The sequence below is a fragment of the Microbacterium sp. F01 genome (assembly GCF_056156365.1).
Map to the genome: position 1 here is coordinate 3,882,076 of NZ_CM149592.1, position 20,710 is coordinate 3,902,785.

The following is a 20,710-nucleotide window of genomic DNA, read 5'->3' on the forward strand; positions in this document are numbered from 1 at the left end:
GCGCTTCGTCGTTCCTGCGAGGTGAAGGCCGGTTCAGCGGACAGTGCTCGGCGTGGTCGGGTGCTCAGCGGTCGGAGGCCGCGGCGAGCAGGCGCAGCTCGCGCAGGCGCGGGGTCGCCGAGCGTCCCGCCTCGATGCGAACGGGCAACTCCACGGTGCCGGTCGCGGCGCCCAGGGGCACCTCACGCGTGAGCACCTCCGCACCGGCCGGCACGCGCTCATCGAGCACGACGACATCTCCCGCCGTCACCCGCACGTGCGCCGGTTCGTCGGGCGCGAGCCACGACAGACGCAGCGTCTCGGCCGTGCCGCTCCAGTCGCGCAGGGTCACCGTGATCGCGCCGCGGGTGCGGCGCCAGCGGGCGTCGCCCTCCACGCCGATCTCCTCGTCGGAGGCGGCGAGGCCATGATCGGACTCCGGCTGCTGCTCGCCGAACGTCACGACATCGCGCGTGCGGGCCTCGAGCCCGAGCGAGGCGGCGTCGATCGCCTCGAGCTCCGCACGACGTGCGGCGACCGACTCGGCGCGGCCGTCGGCGGCGACCGGCCACGCGAGGGTGTAGCGCGCGTCGTGGATGCCGGCGAACGGCTCGAGCTCGACGCTGCCGCCGTCTGCCGTGGGGACGCGCACCCGGCCGGCGCCGAGCCGCACCGCGCGCGCGAGCCCGTCGGGGGCGAGCACCGGGGTCGCCGCGAGCGGGCGGAGAGGCCCGACCGCGATGTGCCCCATGCGCGCGCCGGATCCCCGGTAGGCGACGCCGTCGTCGGGGAGCCGCAACGCCAGCACGTCGGGGCCGTCGACGACCCACGCCCACGCCGAGCCGTCGGCCGGACGCTCGAACCGCAGCCGTCGCGGCAGCGTGAGCGTCACCACGGACGCCCCGGCACCGAGTTCGATCCGCACGCGCGTGCCCACGGCGGTGGCGGCATCCGTCATCGCAGCACCGGCGGTGAAGGCGACCGCGTCGCCGTCGACCCAGTCCGGCACGAGCACGGCGAGGCGCGCGGGGACGGTCGCCTGCACCTCGAGAGTCGCACGCACCGACCCGGGGTCGGTGGTGTCGTCGACGTCGAGCGCAACCTCGACCGTGCCGAGCACGGCGCGGGATGGAACGAGTGCGTTGACGAGCACCGCGTCGCCATCGGTCGAGTACATGAGCGCGCCATGCCGCGCCTGCGCCTCGAAGCCCGAGCCCATGCAGCACCAGAAGCCTTCGGCCTCCGGCGAGTACACGCGGTAGTGCGCGGGGCGCTGCGGCGTGAAGTACACCAGTCCGCCGTGGCCGGGGTGCTGCGCCGAGCGCAGGTGGTTCGCCCGCGCGCGCTCCGCCCACAGCAGGTAGGCGTCGTCGGCGGTGAGCTGGTGCAGCTCGGCCGCGAGCTTGATCATGTTGTGCGTGTTGCAGGTCTCGGGGCCCTCGCGGGCGATGAACATGCTCGCGAAGTCCTGGGGGAAGTGCTCCCGCACGCTGTCTCCGCCGATGGCGGCGCTGCGATGCCGCGCGACGCGATCGAAGAACACGCGGGCGGCCGCCCCTTCGCGCACTTCGATGTCGGGCAGCAGCTCCGGCGCGAGCGTGCGCGCCGCGCGCTCGATGGTCGCGAAGCCGACGGCCACCGGGATCTGGGTGTTCGCGTGCAGGCCGTCGAGCTCGTCGCGGCCGGCGGCGAGCGGCTCCACGAGCCCGCGCCGCGCGAACCGGCGCGCGAGCCGCAGGTACGCAGCATCCTGCAGCACGATCGCCAGTCGCGCGAACGCCTCGGTCATGCCGCCGAACTCGCACTCGAGGATGCGCTCGAACGTCTCGTCGTCGAGGTCGCCGGTGACACGCAGCCACCAGGCGCCGAGGTGCTCGAGGGTCTCGCGCGCGGTTGAGTCGCCGGTCAGCTCGACCGCGTCGACGAGTCCGGCGAGAATCTTGTGCAGGTTGTACAGCGGCACCCACCGCCCGTTGAGGTGGAACGCGCCCGCCTGGACATCTCCGGCGCGCAGTTCGTCCCACAGCGCCTCGCCGTCGGGCACGCCACCGAGGTACCCCGTCCCGTTCGCGAGCTGACATTCACGGATGCTGCGCACGAGGGTCCGCGCGAGCGCCGCCGCCTCCGCGTCCCCGGATGCGGCGAGCATGCTCGCCGCCGACAGCACATGACCGGCCGTGTGGCCGTCGAGTCCGTCGGACTCCCACCCGCCGTAGTTCTCGGCCCGCGCGGGGAGCCCGGCCTCTCGCCGGAACGGGGCCAGGAGCCGCTCAGGATCGAGCCGCTGGAGCGTCGCGCTGACGGTGCGCTGCGCGTCGAGCTCGGCGCCGGCGAGGCGCACATCGGCGACGGAGACGAACTGCTTCTCTGCAGTGCGGGGCATGTGGTTCCTCAACTGGGGAAAAGGGAAAGGGGAAATCGCTTCCCAACCTATCGCCGGAACCGGACACAGGCTCTAGACTCTGGCCTGTGAGCGACATGATCGCGCCTACCCGAGGCGCCGCCACCCTTCACGATGTCGCGCGCGAGGCTGGGGTCTCGCTCGCGACCGCGTCGCGGGTGCTCAACGGCTCGACGCGGAAGGTGGCCGAGAGCTACCGCGAGCGCGTCGAGACCGCCGCCGAGAAGCTCGGCTACACGGCCAATCTCTCCGCCCAGGCCACCGCGCGAGGCACCGCTGCCATCGTCGCGCTCCTGGTCGCCGACATCGCCGACCCCTACTTCGGCCAGCTCGCCTCCGGTGTCGCACGCGGCGCCGACGAGGCGGGCCTCGTCGTCACGATCGCGATCACCGAGCGCGATCCGCAGCGCGAGGTCAGACTGGTGCGGGCCCTCCGCGGACAACGGCCGCGCGGCCTGATCCTGGCGGCCTCCCGCGTCGAAGGACCCGACGCCGTGGGCCTGCAGGGCGAGCTCGAGGCGTTCTCGAACATGGGCGGCCGCGTCGTCGTCGTCGGTCCCGGCGGGGGCTCCGCCCGTTCGGTCGCGGTCGACAACCGCGGCGGCGCGGCGGCGCTCGGCGCCGAGCTCGCCGGCCTCGGCTATCGCGATGCGATCGTGCTCGCGGCATCCGAGGGTATCCGCACCTCCGACGACCGCGTCGACGGGTTCACCGAGGGCTTCACCGCGGCGGGCGGCACGGTGCGCGAGGTCCGCCGCGCGGGCTTCACCCGCGACGCCGGATACGCGGCAGCGGCGGAGCTGCTCGAGGGCGACGTACCCGAGGGCACGCTGATCTTCGGCATCAGCGACGTCGTCGCGATCGGCATCATGTCGGCAGTGCGCGACGCCGGGCGCCAGGTCGGCGCCGACATCGCCGTCGCCGGTTTCGACGACATCGCCACGGGACGCGACATCCGTCCCGGTCTGACGACCGTCCGCGTCCCCCTCGAGGATCTCGGCTACCGCGCTCTGCACGCCGCGACCGACCCGGAATGGGACGCCGCCGAGCCGCAGCTCCCGCTCGAGGTGATCGTGCGCGGCAGCACCCCGCCGCGCAGCTGACACGCGCGATGGCGCCGACGACCGGGGGTATGCCCCGGTGAGGAAACGCTTCCGGGTAGGCTGAGCGCGCCGAGACCCAGGGAGACACACGGATGCCTCGACCGCCCCGCGCCGACCGCTCGACGCGCGTCACCATCGCCGATGTCGCCGCCCGGGCGGGGGTGTCGCTGTCGACGGTGTCCCGCGCGCTGAACGGCAATCCCACGGTGGACCCCGCGCTCGCGGAGCGCGTGAGGGAGGCCGCCGCAGAACTCGACTACACCGCGAGCCCCGTCGCGCGCAGCCTCGTGCTCGGCCGCACGCAGACCGTCGCGGTCGTGGTGCCGGACCTCGGCAACCCCACCTTCCAGGCGATCCTGCGCGGACTCAGCCACGCCGCCGCGGCCGACGACTACCACGTGCTGGTCGCCGACTCGGCGGAGTCCGTCGAGGAGGAGCGCGTGCTCGCGGGCACGACGCGGCGACGCACCGACGGCGTCATCCTGTGCGCGCCACGCCTGCCGCAGGACGAGCTCGACAGGCTCGTCGGCGGGCTCCGGCCGGTCGTGCTGATCAACCGCGCCGCCGGCGGCGTACCGCACGTGCGCGCGGACTACCGCACCGCCCTCGCCACCGAGCTCGCCCACCTCCACGGGCTCGGACACCGGCGGATCGTCTTCCTCGCCGGTGCTCCGGGCAGCGTCGCGAACACCGCGCGCCTCGAGGCGATCGCGTCCTTCGTCGCCGAGCACCCCGACACCGAGGTCGCCGAGATCCCCTGCGGCGTCGACTTCGAAGCGGGCGCGGCCGCAGGCCCCGCGGTGCGGGCGTCCGGCGCGACAGCCGCACTCGCCTTCAACGACCTCGTGGCGATGGGTCTGTTGAGCGCCGTGCAGGCGGACGGATGCCGCGTCCCCGACGACCTCTCGATCGTGGGGTTCGACGACATCCCGTTCGCGCGGTACACGACTCCCCCGCTGACGACCGCGGCCGTGCCCGCCACGGAGCTCGGCGTACAGGCGTGGGCGCGCATGCGCGAGCTGCTCGAAGGCGCCGAGCCGGGGCATCCGCTCACCGTCCTTCCCGAGCTGACGGTCCGCGGCACGACCGGCCCGGCGCCCGCCTGAGCCCAATGTCGGGGATCGCGAGAGGGTAGATTCCCGCACACCGCGCCGTGCGGGAATCTACCCTTTCGCGATTCCTGCAGCCGGAAGCATCGGGCGAGCGCGTTCCCGAATCACTCGTGGTACGCTGAGAAAACGTTTCCTGAAGGAGTGAGATGAGTCACCGCCGGTATGCCCTCGTCGGTGCGGGTCACCGCGCCCAGATGTACGTCGACGCGATCATCGGGCGGTATGCCGACGACGCCGCGCTGGTCGCGATCTGCGAGCCGAACCCGGTGCGCGCCCAGTACTACGTCGACCGCGTGGTCGAGGCCGGGTTCGCCGCGCCCGCGGTCTACGGTCCCGGCGACCTCGAGACGATGATCCGCGAGCTGCAAGTGGACCGCGTGCTGATCTGCGCGCGCGACGACCTGCACGCTCCGCTGATCGTGCGGGCGCTGGATGCCGGCGCCGACGTCGTCGTCGAGAAGCCGCTGACCATCGACGGACCGTCCGCGGCGGCGATCGAGGATGCGATCGACCGCACCGGCCGCGAGGTCGTCATCACGTTCAACTACCGGTACTCGCCGCGCAACTCGGCGCTGCGCCAGGTCATCCAGGACGGCACCATCGGCGAGGTCACCTCGGTGGACTTCTCGTGGGTGCTCGACACCAAGCACGGTGCGGACTACTTCCGCCGCTGGCACCGTGAGAAGGCGCACTCCGGCGGCCTGCTGGTGCACAAGGCCAGCCATCACTTCGACCTCGTGAACTGGTGGATCCGCTCCGCCCCGCGCCGCGTGTACGCGTCCGGCGCGCTGCGCTTCTACGGTGCCGAGAACGCCGCCGCCCGAGGCCTCGGCGAGCGCCCGGCGCGCGGCACCCACGACGGCGGCGATGCCTTCGAGCTCGACCTGCGCGACGACGAGCGCCTGAAGGCCCTGTATTTGGACGCCGAGCAGCACGACGGGTACCTCCGCGACCGCGACGTGTTCGGTGAAGGGATCACCATCGAGGACAACCTCGCCCTCGTCGTCGACTACGCCTCCGGCGCCACCCTGAGCTACTCGCTCAACGCCCACTCCCCGTGGGAGGGCTACCGGGTCGCCGTCAACGGCACCCTCGGCCGCGCCGAGCTCGAGGTCGTCGAACGCGGTGCCGTGCTCGCCGACGAGGGTCTGCACCCGGTGCTCGACCCGTCCGCCAGCGACGCCGGCACCACCGGATCCCTCCGCCCCGAGGGCGAGCGGCTCCTCGTGCAGCGCCACTGGGAGGCCGCCTACGAGGTCCCGCTCGAGGGCAACAGCGACGGCCACGGCGGCGGCGACGCACTCCTGCTGGCCGACGTGTTCGAGGGCCCCGGCGACGACCCGCTCGCGCGTCCCGCCGACTGGCGCGACGGCGTCCGCTCCATCGCGGTCGGCATCGCCGGCAACCGCTCCCTCGAGACCGGCCTCCCCGTCAAGGTCGCCGACCTCGGCATCCGCTTCCTCGCGAGCGACGCGGCGAGCGCCGAGGCCGTCCGGGCATGACGCGCACCGCCGTCACCGGCGGCGCCGGGCGCCTCGGTCGCAGCCTCGTCGCGGGACTCGCCGCCGCGGGGCATGAGCTCGTGTCGCTCGACCGCGCCGTCTCGGACGCCGGGGAGCTGCACGACATCGAGCAGATCGCCGTGGACCTGACCGACACGGATGCTGCGACCCGCGCGATCGCCGAGACCCGGGCCGACGCCCTGATCCACCTCGCCGCGATCGCCGTGCCCTTCAGCGCGCCCGAGGACGTCATCCTGCGCACGAACGCGGCGATGGCGCTCAACGTGATGTCGGCCGGCGTGGCAGCGGGCATCCCGAAGATCGTGACGGCGTCGAGCCCGACCGTCCTCGGGTACAACTCGCCCACGGGCTGGCTCCCCGATCGGTTCCCGCTCGACGAGGAGACGACGCCGAAGCCGTGGAACGCCTACGCGCTGTCGAAGCACCTCGCCGAGCAGACGATCGCGATGCTGGCACGCCAGACCGGCGACGCCACCCGCTTCGCCGCGTTCCGGCCGTGCTACGTCATCGCCCCCGAGGAGTGGCAGGGCGCACTCACGCAGCAGGGCCACACGGTGCGCGAGCGTCTCGCCGACCCCGCGCTGTCGGCACCCGCGCTCTTCAACTACGTCGACGCGCGCGACGTCGCGACCTTCGTGGACACTCTGCTGGTCGCACTCCCCGAGATCCCGAACGCCGAGGTGTTCTTCGTCGGAGCGGACGACGCGCTCGCGCGCCGGCCGCTCGCCGAGCTGCTGCCGCGGTTCGTGCCCGGGACCGACGACCTCGCGGCGGGGCTCACCGGCACGGCGCCGGCCTTCTCGAACGCGAAAGCCCGGCACGTGCTGGGCTGGCGCCCTGCCCACACCTGGCGCGGCGAGCTCGGCGAGCCGACGTACGACGCTGGCCCCGCGATCGCCCACGACTCCGCCCCCATCCCCGACCCCGCCCGAAAGGACGTGCTGGCGTGAACTTCGACGGCATCCTCTTCTTCCCCGTCACCCCCTTCGACACCGACGGCCGCGTCGACGAGGACGTGCTGCGGCAGCACCTCGACACCACCCTCGCGCACGCGCCCGGCGGCGTGTTCCCGGCGTGCGGCACCGGCGAGTTCCACGCCCTGTCGACCGACGAAGCGACCCGCGTCGTGCAGATCGCGACCGAGACCGTCGCGGGCCGCGTGCCCGTCGTCGCCGGCACCGGCGGTCCGCTCGGACACGCGACGACGCTCGCGCGTGCCGCGGCCGACGCCGGAGCCGACGCGCTGCTCGTGCTGCCGCCGTACCTGGTCGGCGGTCCGCAGGCCGGACTCGTCGCCTATGTCGAGGCGGTGGCGGCAGCATCCGATCTCCCCGTCGTCATCTACCACCGCGGCACCGCCCAGTACTCGGTCGACTCGGTGCGCCGCCTGGCGCAGAACCCGAAGGTGGTGGGCTTCAAGGACGGCGTCGGCGACGTCGGCCTCGCCCAGCAGATCGTGCGCGCCGTCGCTGCGGAAGGCCGCGAGGACTTCGCGTTCTTCAACGGTCTGCTCACGGCGGAGCTGACGCAGGGCGCGTACCGCGGCATCGGCATCCCGCTGTACTCGTCGGCCGCGTTCGCCATGATCCCCGAGGTCGCCAACGCGTACCACCGCGCGTACGTCGACGGCCACGAGGCGCGGCGCGCCGAGCTCCTCGACGGCTTCTATTCGCCGCTCGTCGCGCTGCGCGACGAGACCCCGGGCTTCGGTGTCTCGCTCATCAAGACCGGCCTGCGCCTGGGTGGCCTGCCCGTCGGCTCGGTGCGTGCGCCGCTCGTCGACCCGACGCCCGCGCAGGAGGCGCGTCTGGCCGAGATCCTCGAGGCGGGACGAGCGCTGCTGTGACCTCCGCTTCGGCTTCGGCGGCGTCGCCCCGCACCACGATCGCGTCGTTCGACGCGCGGCTCCTCCGCGTGCCGCTGACGCGGCCGTGGGCGGCCGACGTGACGTCGGTCGGCGTCGTGGCGACGCACGTCGTGCGCTCGGACGGCGCCGAGGGCTGGGGCTTCTCGTGGACGCCGCAGATCGGCGCCGAGGCGGTGCACGCGCTGCTCGCCCACGACATCGCGGCGTGGGCAGTCGGCCGCTCGGCCGAGCCGGGAGAGACGTGGCTCCCGCTCTGGCAGCACCTGCACGAGGCCGGCGGCGGCGGGATCACGACGATCGCGATGGCCGGGCTCGACCTCGCCCTCTGGGACGCCGCGGCGCGTGCCGACGACCGGTCGGTGGCGCAGTGGCTCGGCCCGCAGCGCGAGAGTGTCCGGGCCTACGGCTCGGGCGTGAACCTGCACTACTCGCTCGACGAGCTCGTCGCGCAGGTGCGGCGCTGGGTCGGCGCCGGCTTCGACGCGGTGAAGGTGAAGGTCGGAAAGCCCGACGTCGCCGAGGACCTCGACCGCATAGAGGCGGTGCGCGAGGTGCTCGGCCCCGACCGCGCGCTCATGATCGACGCGAACCAGCGGTGGGAGCTCGACCGCGCGACCCGGAGCCTCGAGGTGCTCGCCGAGGTCTCGCCCGCCTGGATCGAAGAGCCGTTGCGCGCCGACGACCTGTACGGCCACTATGAGCTGTCCAAGCGGCTGAGCGCGTCGAGCGGCATCCCGATCGCGGTAGGCGAGAACCTGCACAACGTGTACCGGTTCGACGACTTCCTGCGCACCGGAGCGGCACAGATCGTGCAGCCGAACATCGTGCGCGTCGGCGGGATCACCCCGTTCCTCGGCATCACGGGCATCGCGGGCGCCTATGGCGCGGCGGTGCACCCGCACCTGCTGCCCGAGCTGTCGGGCCAGCTCGCCCTGTGCCTCCGCGCCGTGCCGGGTGTGCCGGAGCCTCTGGTCGAAGACGTCGAAGACGCCGGCTTCGGCGCGCTCGGCGCGCTCCGCGATCCGTCGCCCGTGCGCATCGCGAACGGCGCCCTCACCGAGGTCCCGCACGTCGGCCTCGGCATCCGCTTCGCCTGATCCCACCTGATCGGAAGGTTCCCCCATGACCACCACCACGACCACGACGACCACGGCCGAACTCGAGGCGCTCACGCAGGCCGCCGCCGCTGCCGCACCCATCTGGCGGGCGACGGATGCTGCGACCCGCGCCTCGTGGCTGCGCGCGGCGGCCGACGCGCTCGACGCGAACATCGACGAGCTCGTCGCGATCGCCGACGAGGAGACCCGCCTGGGCGAGACGCGCCTGCGCGGCGAGGTCGGACGCACGACCGGCCAGCTGCGCCTCTTCGCGGGCGTCGTCGAGGAGGGCTCGTACCTCGAGCTCACGGTCGACGACGCGGACGCGTCGGCGACCCCGCCCCGCCCCGAGCTGCGCCGCATGCTCACCGGCGTGGGCCCGGTCGCGGTCTTCTCGGCATCGAACTTCCCGTTCGCGTTCTCGGTCGCAGGCGGCGACACCGCCTCGGCCCTCGCGGCCGGCAACCCGGTCATCGTGAAGGCCCACTCGGGCCACCCGCGCCTGTCGGAGCGCACCGCCGCCATCGTGGCCACCGCCCTCGTCGAGGCCGGCGCGCCCGAGGGTTCCCTCGCCCTGGTCGAAGGTCGCGAGGCGGGCAACGCGCTGGTGCAGCATCCGTCCATCCAGGCTGCGGGCTTCACCGGCTCGCTCGGCGGCGGCCGCGCCCTGTTCGATCTGGCGTCGGGCCGCCCCGACCCGATCCCGTTCTACGGGGAGCTCGGATCGGTGAACCCGGTCGTCATCACGCCGGCCGCCGTCGCGGCGCGCGGCGAGGCGCTCGCGCAGGGCCTCGTCGGCTCCTTCACGCTCGGCGTCGGCCAGTTCTGCACCAAGCCCGGCGTCGTGTTCGTGCCCGAGGGCGCCGGCTTCGAGGAACTCGTCGCCGGCTTCGCGGCCGGTGCCGCGGGCGGGCCGCTGCTCACCGACCGCATCACCGCGGCGTTCCCGTCGGGCATCGAGCACCTGGAGGCCGACCCGTCGGTGTCGGTGGTCGCTCAGGGCCTTCCCGCCGAGGCCGGTTCGGCGCAGCCGGTCGTGCTGTCGACGGATGCCGCGGCCGTCGCCGCGCGCCCTTCGACGCTGTTGGAGGAGTGCTTCGGGCCGGTCACGCTGCTCGTGCGCTACTCCTCGGACGACGAGTTGCAGGCCGCGCTCGAAGCGGTGCCGGGCTCTCTCACCGCGACGCTGCACTCCGAGGCCGGCGACGACGTCGCGGACGTTCTCGAAGTGCTCACCCGCAAGGCCGGGCGCGTGCTGTTCGCGGGCTGGCCGACGGGCGTCGCCGTGACCTGGTCACAGCACCACGGCGGCCCGTGGCCCGCGACGACGTCGCTGCACACGTCGGTCGGCGCGACCGCGATCCGCCGGTTCCTCCGGCCGGTCGTGTTCCAGGACGCCCCCGAAGCGCTGCTGCCGGACGCGCTACGCGACGCGGCGTTGACGCGTCTGCCGCACCGCCGCAACGGAGTGCTCCACACGGGCCGCTGACGCGACCACTCTGTTCGTTCGTCACGGATGTACGCCCCGAGGCGGGTTTCGCGTACATCTGTGACGAACGAACGTGGTGGCGGCGATCGCTGGGGGTCACCGGGATCAGCGGGGGTCGAACTCGCGCGCCAGCCGTGCCCCGGCCTCCTCGAGCCACCGCCCGGTCTCGGCCATCGCGGCCTCGCCGGAGCCCGCGAGCTCGGTGAGCGAGGCCGTCGCGGCGAAGCCGGAGGTGTCGGCATCCGCGGCGATGCGGCCCGCGACGAGCGCCACCGGCACGCCCGCGGCCGAGGCCACGGCGCCGACGTGGGCGGGCACCTTGCCCGCCGCGGACTGACCGTCGTACGACCCTTCGCCGGTGACGACGACGGATGCTGCGGCCACCGCCGCGTCGAGTCCCACGAGCTCCGCGACCGCCGCTGAGCCCGGAACGAGCCGCGCACCCCACGCCAGCAACCCGAACCCGGTGCCGCCCGCGGCGCCCGCCCCCGGGGTCTCGGGATCCGCGTCGACCAGCGCGGCGAGTCGTGCGAGATCGGCGTCGAGCACCGCGATGTCATCGGGCCCGGCACCCTTCTGCGGGCCGAAGACGGCCGCAGCGCCGCGCGCGCCGAGGAGCGGGTTCGTCACGTCACTCAGCACCGTCACTCCGCCGGACGGGAGCGGTGCGAGCCCTGACAGGTCGGCCGCCGCCACCGAGTCGAGTCCGCGCGCGCCGGCGGCGACGGGCCGGTCCGCAGCATCCGTGAATCGCGCTCCGAGCGCCGTGAGCATGCCGGTTCCCCCATCCGTCGACGAGCTCGAGCCGATCCCGAGCACGAGGCGGGACACCCCGTGCGCGAGGGCGTCGGCGATCGCCTCGCCGAAGCCGCCGGTGTGGGCGTCGAAGGCGCGCAGGCGCGGCGGGGTGCCGAGCAGCTCGATGCCGCTCGTGTTCGCGAGCTCGACGACAGCGGTGCCACCCGGCGCCTCGGCTGTCGGCGGCAGCACGACCCACGACGTCTCGATGGGCTCGCCCTCAGGGCCAGTCACGGTCACCGGCATGCGCCGGGCGCCCGGCACCGCGGCCGCGAAGGCGTCGACGGTGCCCTCGCCGCCGTCGGCCATCGGCATCAGCCGGAGCTCGCTGTCGGGGCGCTCGCGACGCCACCCGGCGGCGAGCGCCTCGGCGGCGGCCGCGGCGGCGATCGTTCCCTTGAACGAATCGGGGGCGATCACGACGGTGTGGGACATGGCGTCATTCTCCTCGGACATGCGCGGTCTTATCGCTTCCGGCGCGATCCTCGCGGGAAAGCGTTATCCTCCAGATCATGGTATCCATGGAGCGTCCGGAAGCCGAGCCCACCCCACGCCGGGCGGTGATCGCCACCGGCACCGGCCGATACGCCGACCCGTGGCATCCGTTCCCCGCCACCTCGGCCCGCATCGCCGACGCGCTGCGCGCGGACGGCTGGGAGGTCGTGGTCGACGACGACGTCGACCACGCCCTGGCGCACCTCGACGGCTTCGACCTGCTCGTGGTGAACGCCGGCGACCCGTGGCGCGAGGGCGCGACCGACCTCGGCCATCGCGCCGACCCCGCCGCCGGCCTGCGCACCGCGATCGCCCGCGGCATCGGACTGGTCGCCGTGCACGCCGCGCTCTCGAGCCTGCGCGACCACCCTGCCTGGCGGGAGGCCATCGGCGGCGAATGGCAGCCCGGGCTCTCGTGGCATCCGCCGATCGGCGAGGCACGGGTGAGAGTCGTCGACGGCGACCACCCCGTGAGCGAGCGGATGCTGCACCTCGACGTCTTCGACGAGCGCTACAGCGACCTCGTGGTCGACGACGGCGCGCGCGTGCTCGCCGTGCACGACGTCGACGGCGCCGGGCATCCCGCCGTGTGGGTGCGGGAGCAGCCGACCCGCGCCGTCGTGTGCTCCCTCGGCCACGACGAGCGTTCCTACGACTCCCCCGAACACGTGGCTCTGCTCCAGCGCGCCGCGCGCTGGGCGGCGCGCGCCTGAGGCTCGGCGCACGCCGGGAACGCAGCATCCGTCCGACCGGGCAGAATGGAGACGGCGCCGCTCGGCGTATCCGCCCCCACCTGAATCCGGAGTGACATGTCCTGGCTCGTGACCGGAGGTGCCGGCTACATCGGCGCCCACATCGTCCGTGCGCTCGCAGATGCGGGCCTGAACTCCGTCGTCATCGACGACCTCTCGAGCGGGCACGCGCCGTTCGTTCCCGAGGGCGTGCCGTTCGTGCAGGGCTCGATCCTCGACGGCGAGCTCGTCGAGCGCACCTTGCGCGAGAACAAGGTCGTGGGCGTCATCCACCTCGCCGGCTTCAAGTACGCCGGGGTCTCGGTGCAGCGTCCGCTGCACACCTACGCGCAGAACGTCGAGGGCACGCGCGTGCTCCTCGCCGCGATGCAGGCGGCGAATGTCGCCAACCTCGTGTTCTCGTCGTCGGCCGCCGTGTACGGCACCCCCGACGTGCCGCTCGTCACCGAGGACCTGCCCAAGCGCCCCGCCTCGCCGTACGGCGAGTCGAAGCTCATCGGCGAGTGGATCATCCGCGACCAGGCGATCGCAACCGCAACCTCCGAGCACGCGCTCCGGTACACCGCGTTGCGCTACTTCAACGTGGTCGGCTCAGGTGACCCGTCGGTCTACGACACCAGCCCGCACAACCTCTTCCCGCTCGTGTTCGAAGCGCTGCTCGCGGGCAAGACTCCCCGCATCAACGGCGACGACTACGACACCCCCGACGGCACCAACGTGCGCGACTACGTCCACGTGGCCGACATCGCGGCGGCACACGTGGCGGCCGCGCAGCGTCTGCTCGCGAACCGCCCGATCGAACCCGCCTACAACCTGGGCTCGCAGAACGGCCTGAGCGTCCGCGAGATCATGGACGCGATGGCCCGCGTCACGGGCATCGACTTCACGCCCGAGATCGCGCCCCGCCGCCCCGGCGACCCCGACCGCATCGTCGCGACCGGCGAGCTGGCCGCGCGCGACCTCGACTGGAAGAACCGCTACACCGTCGACGAGATGGTCCGCACCGGCTGGGAGGCCCGTCGGGCCGCGAGCTGATCGCGCACAGAATCGGACTATTCAGCCGACACGCCGGGAAGCGGATGCCGCCACCCGGCGCGTCGCGCATCACCTCCGATGCTGTGCTCGAGCTCAGCGCGCGGGCGCGGTGCTCTCGCGCACGACGAGGCGCGTGGGCACCGTCTCGAACGCCACCGGTGTGCCCGCCTCGATCCCGTCGACGAGTGCGGCGACAGCATGCGCGCCGAGGGCATCGAAGTCCTGGCGCACGGTGGTGAGCGGGGGACGGTAGTCCGCGGCATCCGCCACGTCATCGAAGCCGACGACACTCACATCACCCGGCACCTCGCGACCCGACTCTGCCACGGCGCGGAGCACCCCGAGCGCCATCTGGTCGTTGGCGGCGAAGACGGCGGTCGCACCCGCTTCGAGAAGAGTGGATGCTGCGGCGAACCCCGACGCGGACGTCCAGTCTCCGCGCACCACGGGCGGCTGCGCGGCGCGCGCCGCCGCCAGTGCCTCGCGCCAGCCCCGCTCGCGCTCGGCCGTGGCGAACGATCCTTCGGGCCCGGCGAGGTGATGCACGGTGGCGTGGCCGAGTGCGAGCAGATGCTCGACCGCCGACCGCGCGCCCGCGGCGTGATCGGTCTCGACCACCCCGAACCGGTCGTCAGGCGGCGAGTCGACGACGACGAGGCGCAGCCCGGGTGCGCCGGCATCGGCGCCACGGACCCGAGCGGTGGCCTCGTTCAGCACGATCGCCCCGTCCACGCCCTGCTCTGCCAGCCGCTCGAAGGCGGCAGCCACGTCGCCGTCGGCGCCGAGCGTCACGACCGTAAGTGCGTAACCGCGGGTGGCCGCGGCATCCGCCACCGCCTGCAGCATGCGGGAGTTGCCCACCGAGGCGAGGGTCGACACCACGAGCCCGATGGTCTGCGTGCGTCCGGTGCGCAGGGCGCGCGCGGCACGGTGCGGTCGGTAGCCGAGCGCGCTCATCGCCGCCTCGACGCGGGCCCGGGTCTCGGGGTCGACGCGGGGGCTCGCGTTGACCACCCGCGACACGGTCTGGCCCGAGACGCCCGCGCGCTCCGCGACGTCCGCCATCGACACGCGCCTGGCTGTCATGCTTCACCCCGATCCACCGGATGCCGTCGCCATCACGTCGGATGCAGCATCCATGTTGACGCTAACATAGCCGATTTGGTACCGTGTTGACGTGAACATCCCTCAGGACGACACCGTCGTGTCCGCCCGCGATCTGCCCGCTGAGTTGCTCCGCGCCGGCGTCGTCAAGCGCCCGACCCGCCTCGCCGACGGCCGCGAGCTGATCTACTACGACGATCCCGAGACGACGCTCGGCCCCGACCGCGCGATCGACGCCCGCGAGCTCGCGCCGCGTCCCGACACCGCGACCATGCGCCGCGACGTGCTGACCGGCGACTGGGTGTCGATCGCCGCGGCGCGCCAGAACCGCGCGTTCCTGCCGCCTGCCCACCTCGACCCGCTCGCGCCGCAGACGCCGACGAACCCGTCCGAGATCCCGTCGCTGTACGACGTGGCCGTGTTCGAGAACAAGTCGCCGTCGTTCGGTCCCGCGCTGGCGGTCGCCCACGGCGACGCCCCGGCCGGTGTCGATGCTCCCCGCGACCTCGACGACCTGGTCGCCCCGGGCCTCGGCCGAACGCGCACGAGTGTGGGCCGCTGCGAGGTCGTGTGCTTCAGCCCCGAGCACTCGGGTTCGTTCGGGTCGCTCTCGGCGACCCGCGCCCGCACCGTGATCGAGGCGTGGGCCGACCGCACGGCGGCGCTGTCGGCACTGCCGGGCATCGAGCAGGTCTTTCCGTTCGAGAACCGCGGCGAGGCGATCGGCGTGACGCTCCCCCACCCGCACGGGCAGATCTACGCCTACCCCTACATCACACCGCGCACGACGAGCCTGCTCACGTCGATCGATCGCGAGGGGCCCGACCTGTTCGCGCGCATCCTCGAGTTCGAGCGCGCGGGCGACCGCGTGATCCTCGAGGGCGAGCACTGGACGGCGTTCGTGCCGTTCGCCGCGCGGTGGCCGATCGAGATCCACCTGCTCCCCCACCGTCACGTCGCCGACTTCGCCGAGACGACGGATGCAGAACGCGACGAGCTCGCCCCGCTCTACCTGCGGCTGCTCCGCGGCGTCGACGCGCTCTACGACTCCCCCACGCCCTACATCGCCGCCTGGCACCAGGCGCCGGCGCATCGCGGCCGCGACGCGGCGCGCCTGCATCTGCAGCTCACGTCGCCGCGCCGCGCGGCCGACAAGCTCAAGTTCCTCGCCGGATCCGAGGCCGCCATGGGCGCCTGGATCGGCGACATCCCGCCCGAGACGGCCGCGGCGAAGTTGCGCGATGCCGTCGCATCCATCCCCGAGGAGACCCTGTGACCGCCACCGATATCCGCACCGCCGCCATCGCGCGCGCGCTCTTCGCCGCACGGTTCGGCGCAGATCCGGTCGGCACCTGGTCGGCTCCCGGACGCGTGAACCTCATCGGCGAGCACACCGACTACAACGACGGCTTCGTGCTGCCGTTCGCGATCCAGCACCGCACCCATGTCGCGCTCGCGCCGCGCGCCGACGGCGTCTTCCGCGCGCGCGTCGCCTCGACGTTCGACGACGCGACCGTCGAGGTCGCCCTCGACGAGCTCGACGCGCTCTTCCCCGCGCAGCGCGACGACGTCCCGGAGTGGGCCCGCTACCCCCTGGGTGTCGCGTGGACGCTGCTCGCAGCATCCGGAACCGATCCTTCGACCGTCACGGGCGTCGACCTCGCGTTCGCGTCGGACGTGCCGGTGGGTGCGGGTCTGTCGTCGTCGGCCGCGATCGAGGGCGCGACCGCCGTCGCCCTCGCCGACACGTGGGGCATCGACCTCGACCGGATCGCCCTGGCGAAGGTCGGACGACGCGCCGAGAACGAGGCCGTCGGCGCGCCCACGGGCATCATGGACCAGATGGCGTCGCTGCTCGGCCGGGCAGACGCGGCCATCTTCCTGGACTGCCGCTCCCTCGAGGCACAGGTCATCGACCTCGGCTTCGCAGATGCCGGCCTCGAGCTCGTCGTCATCGACACCGGCGTGAAGCACTCCCACGCCACAGGTGGATACGGCGAGCGCCGCGCCGCGTGCGAGCGGGGCGCAGCAGCGCTGGGCGTGCCGGCGCTGCGTGACGTGAGCGTCGACGATCTCCCGCGCCTCGCGGAGCTCGTCGACGACGTCACCTACCGCCGCGTGCGCCACGTCGTCACCGAGAACCAGCGGGTGCTCGACACTGTGCGCACGCTCCGCGAGCAGGGACCCACCGCCATCGGCGACCTCCTCGTCGCGTCGCACGCGTCGATGCGCGACGACTTCGAGATCTCGGTCCCCGAGCTCGACACGGCGGTCGAAGCCGCCCTCGCGGCGGGTGCCGTCGGCGCCCGCATGACGGGTGGCGGGTTCGGCGGCGCCGCGATCGCGCTCGTCGCGCACGATCTCGTCGGAGCGGTCACGGATGCCGCGACCGCCGCCTTCGCGGCCGCCGGCTTCGCCGCTCCCACGATCTTCACGGTGACGCCGTCGGCCGGAGCGGGGCGCGACTGACCCGCGCGCAAGAATGGCTGAACGCCGCGTGAACGCTCGTGACGCGCGGACGCAAGCCACTGGCGATGACGGATGCCGCGGCCTAGCGTCGAACGCAGGGCCGCGGCATCCGTTCGCGACCCGGAAGGAGCGATCGTGGCGTACATCACCGTCGGGACCGAGAACTCGGTGGACATCGACCTCTACTACACCGACCAGGGTCCGTCGGATGCCCAGCCCGTCGTGCTGATCCACGGCTTCCCGCTGAACGGCGAGTCGTGGGGCAAGCAGCAGGCGGCGCTGCTGGACGCCGGTTACCGCGTGATCGCGTACGACCGCCGCGGGTTCGGGCAGTCGAGCAAGGTCGGCTCGGGGTACGACTACGACACGTTCGCCGGCGATCTGCACGCTCTCATCGAGGATCTCGACCTCCACGACGCCGTGCTCGTGGGCTTCTCGATGGGCACCGGCGAGATCGCCCGCTACCTGTCGCGCTACGGCAGCGGCCGGGTCGCGAAGGCGGCGTTCCTCGGGTCGCTCGAGCCGTACCTCCTCAAGACCGAGGACAACCCCGAGGGCGCCGGCCCGCAGGAGTTCTTCGACGGCATCGCGCAGTCGGTGCGCGACGACCGCTACGCGTTCATCGCCGGGTTCTACAAGGACTTCTACAACCTCGACGACACGCTGGGCTCGCGCATCTCGCAGGAGGCGCTCGACGCGAGCATCCAGGTCGCGACGTACGCCGGCAACACCGCGATCGCCACAGCGCCGCTCACCTGGCCCACGGACTTCCGCGCCGACATCCCCGCGATCGACGTGCCCGCGCTCATCCTGCACGGCACCGCTGACAACATCCTGCCGATCGACGTCACGGCCCGCCGCTTCAAGGACCTCCTCCCCGACGCGACCTACGTCGAGCTCGAGGGCGCCCCGCACGGACTCCTATGGACGCACGGCGCCGAGGTCAACGAGGCGCTGCTCGCCTTCCTCAACAGCTGAGACTCCGGATGCCGCGGGTCGCGCGGCATCCCCGAGCTTCACAGACTTCGCAGAAGGACGCCGGGCTCGCAGCGGATCGCGGGAGACCTGCGAAGTCGGCGCGACCCTGCGAAGTCTGTGACGGTGCCCGACGGCACGACATCGCCCGGATGCCCCGGCGCCGGCCCGCGACGGCCGACGCCGGGCATCCGGTCGTCGGCGTCAGTCCTGCTCGGGCGCGCCGCCGGCGTTCGCCATCGCGAGGAGGCCGTCGATCATCTCGGGGCCGGCTGCGGCGCCGTCGCCGGCGAGGGCGCCCATCATGCCGATCCGGCCGATGGGGAAGGACTCCATCATCTTGGACATGTCGACGCCCTCGGGCATGATCGACGCGGCGCTGTCGCCGAGCCCGCCCATCATCTGGGCGATCGCGGCCTGCACGACCGGGCCCGCGACGGGGTGGCTCAGCACCTCGCCCATCGACGACGTGCGCGACAGCGGCAGCGTGAGCACGTCGCCTTCGACCGCCACGGCGACGGACGAGCGGATGTCGCGGCTCGACGCCGCGACATCGACCGCGTACTCGCCGCCCTCGACGACCCAGCGGTCGGCACGGATGTCCCAGTAGGCGAGGTCCTGGCGGCGCACGGTAAGCGCCACCGTCCGGGTCTCGCCCGGTTCGAGAGCGACCGACGCGAAAGCCTTCAGCTCGCGCGGCGCGCGCTGCACCGACGATGCCTTCAGCGACGTGTAGACCTGCACGACCTCGCGACCCGCGCGGTCGCCGGTGTTGGTGACGGCGACGGTCACCTCGACGTCTCCGTTCGCGTCGACCTGGGCCGCGGCATCCGTGTACGAGAAAGACGTGTACGACAGGCCGTGGCCGAACGGGAACGCGACATCGAGGCGACGCGCGTCGTACCAGCGGTAGCCGACGAACAGACCCTCGCCGTAGCGGGTGTGCGAGAACTCCCCCGGGAAGTCGAGGAACGCGGGCGTGTCTTCGAGGCGCACCGGGATCGTCTCGGTGAGCTTCGCCGACGGGTTGACGTCGCCGAACAGCACGTCGGCGGTCGCACCGCCGCCGGCCTGACCGAGCAGCCAGGCCTCGAGGATCGCCGGAACGCGGTCGGCGAACGGCAGCGCGACCACGCCGCCGTTCGACAGGACCACCACGGTGTTCGGGTTCACGGCGAGCACCGCGTCGACGAGTTCGAGCTGCGCGGCGGGCAGGTCGATGTCGTCGCGGTCGTAGCCCTCGGACTCGAGACGGGCGGGAAGGCCCAGGAACAGCACCGCGACATCGGAGACGGATGCTGCGGCCACGGCCTCGTCGCGCAGGGCCGACGCCTCGTCGGCCGAGACCTCGAGCGCGTTGCTGAAGCCCTGCGCGTACGCGACGTCGCCCGCCGCGAGCGCGCGGATCCCGTCGAGCGCGGTGTCGAGACGCGTCGGGTTGATCATGGAGGAACCGGCGCCCTGGTAGCGAGGCGTCGCGGCGAACTCGCCGATGACCGCGATCTTCGCGTCCTTCGCGAGCGGGAGAGCGCCTCCCTCGTTCTTGAGCAGCACGATCGAGCGGCCGGCGGCCTCGCGGGCGAGGGCGTGGTGGGCGTCGACGTCGAGGGGTCCTGCGACAGCGCCCGCGCCCTCGGTCGCCTTGCGCACGAGGTCCAGCACGCGTCCGGCGGCGACATCCACCGCCGACTCGTCGAGGGAGCCGTCCTGCACGGCTGCCACGATCTGTGCGTCTGTGACGCCGTTCGATGACGGCATCTCGAGGTCCATGCCCGCGGCGAGACCCGGCACGCGCTCGTTGACGGCGCCCCAGTCCGAGACGACCAGTCCCTCGAAGCCCCACTCGTCGCGCAGCACCTGGGTGAGCAGCCACGGGTCCTCCGAGGCGTACACGCCGTTGATGCGGTTGTACGAGCACATGACCGTCCACGGCTGGGCGTCCTCGACGACCCGCTGGAAGCCGCGCAGATAGATCTCACGCAGCGGGCGCGGGTCGACGTCGGACGAGGACCGCATGCGGTCGTTCTCCTGGTTGTTGGCCGCGAAGTGCTTGAGCGAGGTGCCCACGCCCTTCGACTGGATGCCCTGCACGATCGCGGCGCCGAGCACGCCCGACACGATGGGGTCCTCGGAGAGGTACTCGAAGTTGCGACCGCACAGGGGCGACCGCTTGATGTTGATGCCGGGCCCGAGCAGCACCGCGACGTTCTCGATCGAGGTCTCGGTGCCGAGCGCCTCGCCCACGCGATGGACGAGGTCGACGTCCCACGACGAGCCGAGGCCGACGGCGGGCGGGAAGCAGGTCGCGGGCACGCTGTCGCCGATGCCGAGGTGGTCGCCGCCCTCGCGCTGCTTGCGCAGGCCGTGCGGGCCGTCGGTCACCATGATCGCGGGCACGCCCACGCGCTCGACGGGCTTGGTGTACCAGAAGCTCGCGCCGCTGGTGAGCGACGCCTTCTCTTCGAGGGTGAGTTCCGTGAGATCCGGGATGCTCATGGCGTTCCTTCCACG

At 72.9% G+C, this 20,710-nt stretch carries 16 protein-coding genes; 12 read left to right on the plus strand and 4 right to left on the minus strand.

Going from position 1 to position 20,710, the window contains the following annotated elements:
* Positions 1 to 64: 64 nt before the first annotated feature.
* On the minus strand, positions 65 to 2,362 hold the full coding sequence (locus ACVN90_RS17860) for a beta-L-arabinofuranosidase domain-containing protein (protein WP_475099541.1): 2,298 nt from the start codon (positions 2,360 to 2,362) through the stop codon (positions 65 to 67).
* Positions 2,363 to 2,457: 95 nt separating this feature from the next.
* Between ACVN90_RS17860 and ACVN90_RS17865 the strand changes: the two genes are divergently transcribed.
* The 7 genes from ACVN90_RS17865 (at position 2,458) to ACVN90_RS17895 (ending at position 10,571) form a co-directional block, all read left to right on the plus strand.
* The gene (locus ACVN90_RS17865) at positions 2,458 to 3,483 is read left to right on the plus strand and encodes a LacI family DNA-binding transcriptional regulator (RefSeq protein WP_475102151.1); all 1,026 of its coding nucleotides are present in this window, start codon (positions 2,458 to 2,460) and stop codon (positions 3,481 to 3,483) included.
* Positions 3,484 to 3,575: 92 nt separating this feature from the next.
* Entirely contained in the window at positions 3,576 to 4,589 is a 1,014-nt protein-coding gene (locus ACVN90_RS17870; protein WP_475099542.1) for a LacI family DNA-binding transcriptional regulator, read from the plus strand.
* A gap of 152 nt (positions 4,590 to 4,741) precedes the next feature.
* Positions 4,742 to 6,097: a Gfo/Idh/MocA family protein gene (locus ACVN90_RS17875; RefSeq protein WP_475099543.1), complete on the plus strand. Its 1,356-nt coding sequence runs from the start codon at positions 4,742 to 4,744 to the stop codon at positions 6,095 to 6,097.
* Positions 6,094 to 7,068: an NAD-dependent epimerase/dehydratase family protein gene (locus ACVN90_RS17880; protein ID WP_475099544.1), complete on the plus strand. Its 975-nt coding sequence runs from the start codon at positions 6,094 to 6,096 to the stop codon at positions 7,066 to 7,068. The genes ACVN90_RS17875 and ACVN90_RS17880 overlap by 4 nt, the downstream gene beginning before the upstream one ends.
* Positions 7,065 to 7,964 (plus strand): 5-dehydro-4-deoxyglucarate dehydratase, encoded by a 900-nt coding sequence (locus tag ACVN90_RS17885; RefSeq protein WP_475099545.1) that lies wholly within the window; start codon positions 7,065 to 7,067, stop codon positions 7,962 to 7,964. The genes ACVN90_RS17880 and ACVN90_RS17885 overlap by 4 nt, the downstream gene beginning before the upstream one ends.
* A complete protein-coding gene (locus tag ACVN90_RS17890; RefSeq protein WP_475099546.1) occupies positions 7,961 to 9,082 on the plus strand; it encodes a mandelate racemase/muconate lactonizing enzyme family protein in 1,122 nt (373 codons plus the stop codon). Before ACVN90_RS17885 ends, ACVN90_RS17890 begins: the two co-directional genes overlap by 4 nt.
* 25 nt (positions 9,083 to 9,107) lie before the next feature.
* On the plus strand, positions 9,108 to 10,571 hold the full coding sequence (locus tag ACVN90_RS17895) for an aldehyde dehydrogenase (NADP(+)) (RefSeq protein WP_475099547.1): 1,464 nt from the start codon (positions 9,108 to 9,110) through the stop codon (positions 10,569 to 10,571).
* A 105-nt stretch (positions 10,572 to 10,676) separates the two neighbouring features.
* Here the strand turns inward: ACVN90_RS17895 and ACVN90_RS17900 are convergent, their stop codons facing one another.
* Positions 10,677 to 11,804 carry a glycerate kinase gene (locus tag ACVN90_RS17900; protein WP_475099548.1) on the minus strand — a complete coding sequence of 376 codons (1,128 nt, stop codon included), beginning with the start codon at positions 11,802 to 11,804 and terminating at the stop codon, positions 10,677 to 10,679.
* A gap of 86 nt (positions 11,805 to 11,890) precedes the next feature.
* On the opposite strand from ACVN90_RS17900, the gene ACVN90_RS17905 reads away from it, so the two are divergent.
* Together ACVN90_RS17905 and galE are read left to right on the plus strand one after the other, a co-directional pair.
* Positions 11,891 to 12,577 (plus strand): ThuA domain-containing protein, encoded by a 687-nt coding sequence (locus ACVN90_RS17905; protein ID WP_475099549.1) that lies wholly within the window; start codon positions 11,891 to 11,893, stop codon positions 12,575 to 12,577.
* A 96-nt stretch (positions 12,578 to 12,673) separates the two neighbouring features.
* Complete coding sequence (gene galE / locus ACVN90_RS17910; protein WP_475099550.1) at positions 12,674 to 13,651, plus strand: UDP-glucose 4-epimerase GalE; 978 nt, start codon at positions 12,674 to 12,676, stop codon at positions 13,649 to 13,651.
* 93 nt (positions 13,652 to 13,744) lie between these two features.
* Here the strand turns inward: galE and ACVN90_RS17915 are convergent, their stop codons facing one another.
* On the minus strand, positions 13,745 to 14,737 hold the full coding sequence (locus ACVN90_RS17915; protein ID WP_475099551.1) for a LacI family DNA-binding transcriptional regulator: 993 nt from the start codon (positions 14,735 to 14,737) through the stop codon (positions 13,745 to 13,747).
* Between the two features lie 133 nt (positions 14,738 to 14,870).
* Between ACVN90_RS17915 and galT the strand changes: the two genes are divergently transcribed.
* The 3 genes from galT (at position 14,871) to ACVN90_RS17930 (ending at position 18,202) form a co-directional block, all read left to right on the plus strand.
* The gene (galT, locus tag ACVN90_RS17920; protein ID WP_475102152.1) at positions 14,871 to 16,031 is read left to right on the plus strand and encodes a galactose-1-phosphate uridylyltransferase; all 1,161 of its coding nucleotides are present in this window, start codon (positions 14,871 to 14,873) and stop codon (positions 16,029 to 16,031) included.
* Entirely contained in the window at positions 16,028 to 17,224 is a 1,197-nt protein-coding gene (gene galK, locus ACVN90_RS17925) for a galactokinase (RefSeq protein WP_475099552.1), read from the plus strand. The genes galT and galK overlap by 4 nt, the downstream gene beginning before the upstream one ends.
* A gap of 135 nt (positions 17,225 to 17,359) precedes the next feature.
* Entirely contained in the window at positions 17,360 to 18,202 is an 843-nt protein-coding gene (locus ACVN90_RS17930; RefSeq protein WP_475099553.1) for an alpha/beta fold hydrolase, read from the plus strand.
* A 201-nt stretch (positions 18,203 to 18,403) separates the two neighbouring features.
* Here the strand turns inward: ACVN90_RS17930 and ACVN90_RS17935 are convergent, their stop codons facing one another.
* Positions 18,404 to 20,695 carry a glycoside hydrolase family 3 C-terminal domain-containing protein gene (locus ACVN90_RS17935; protein ID WP_475099554.1) on the minus strand — a complete coding sequence of 764 codons (2,292 nt, stop codon included), beginning with the start codon at positions 20,693 to 20,695 and terminating at the stop codon, positions 18,404 to 18,406.
* Between the last annotated feature and the right edge of the window lie 15 nt (positions 20,696 to 20,710).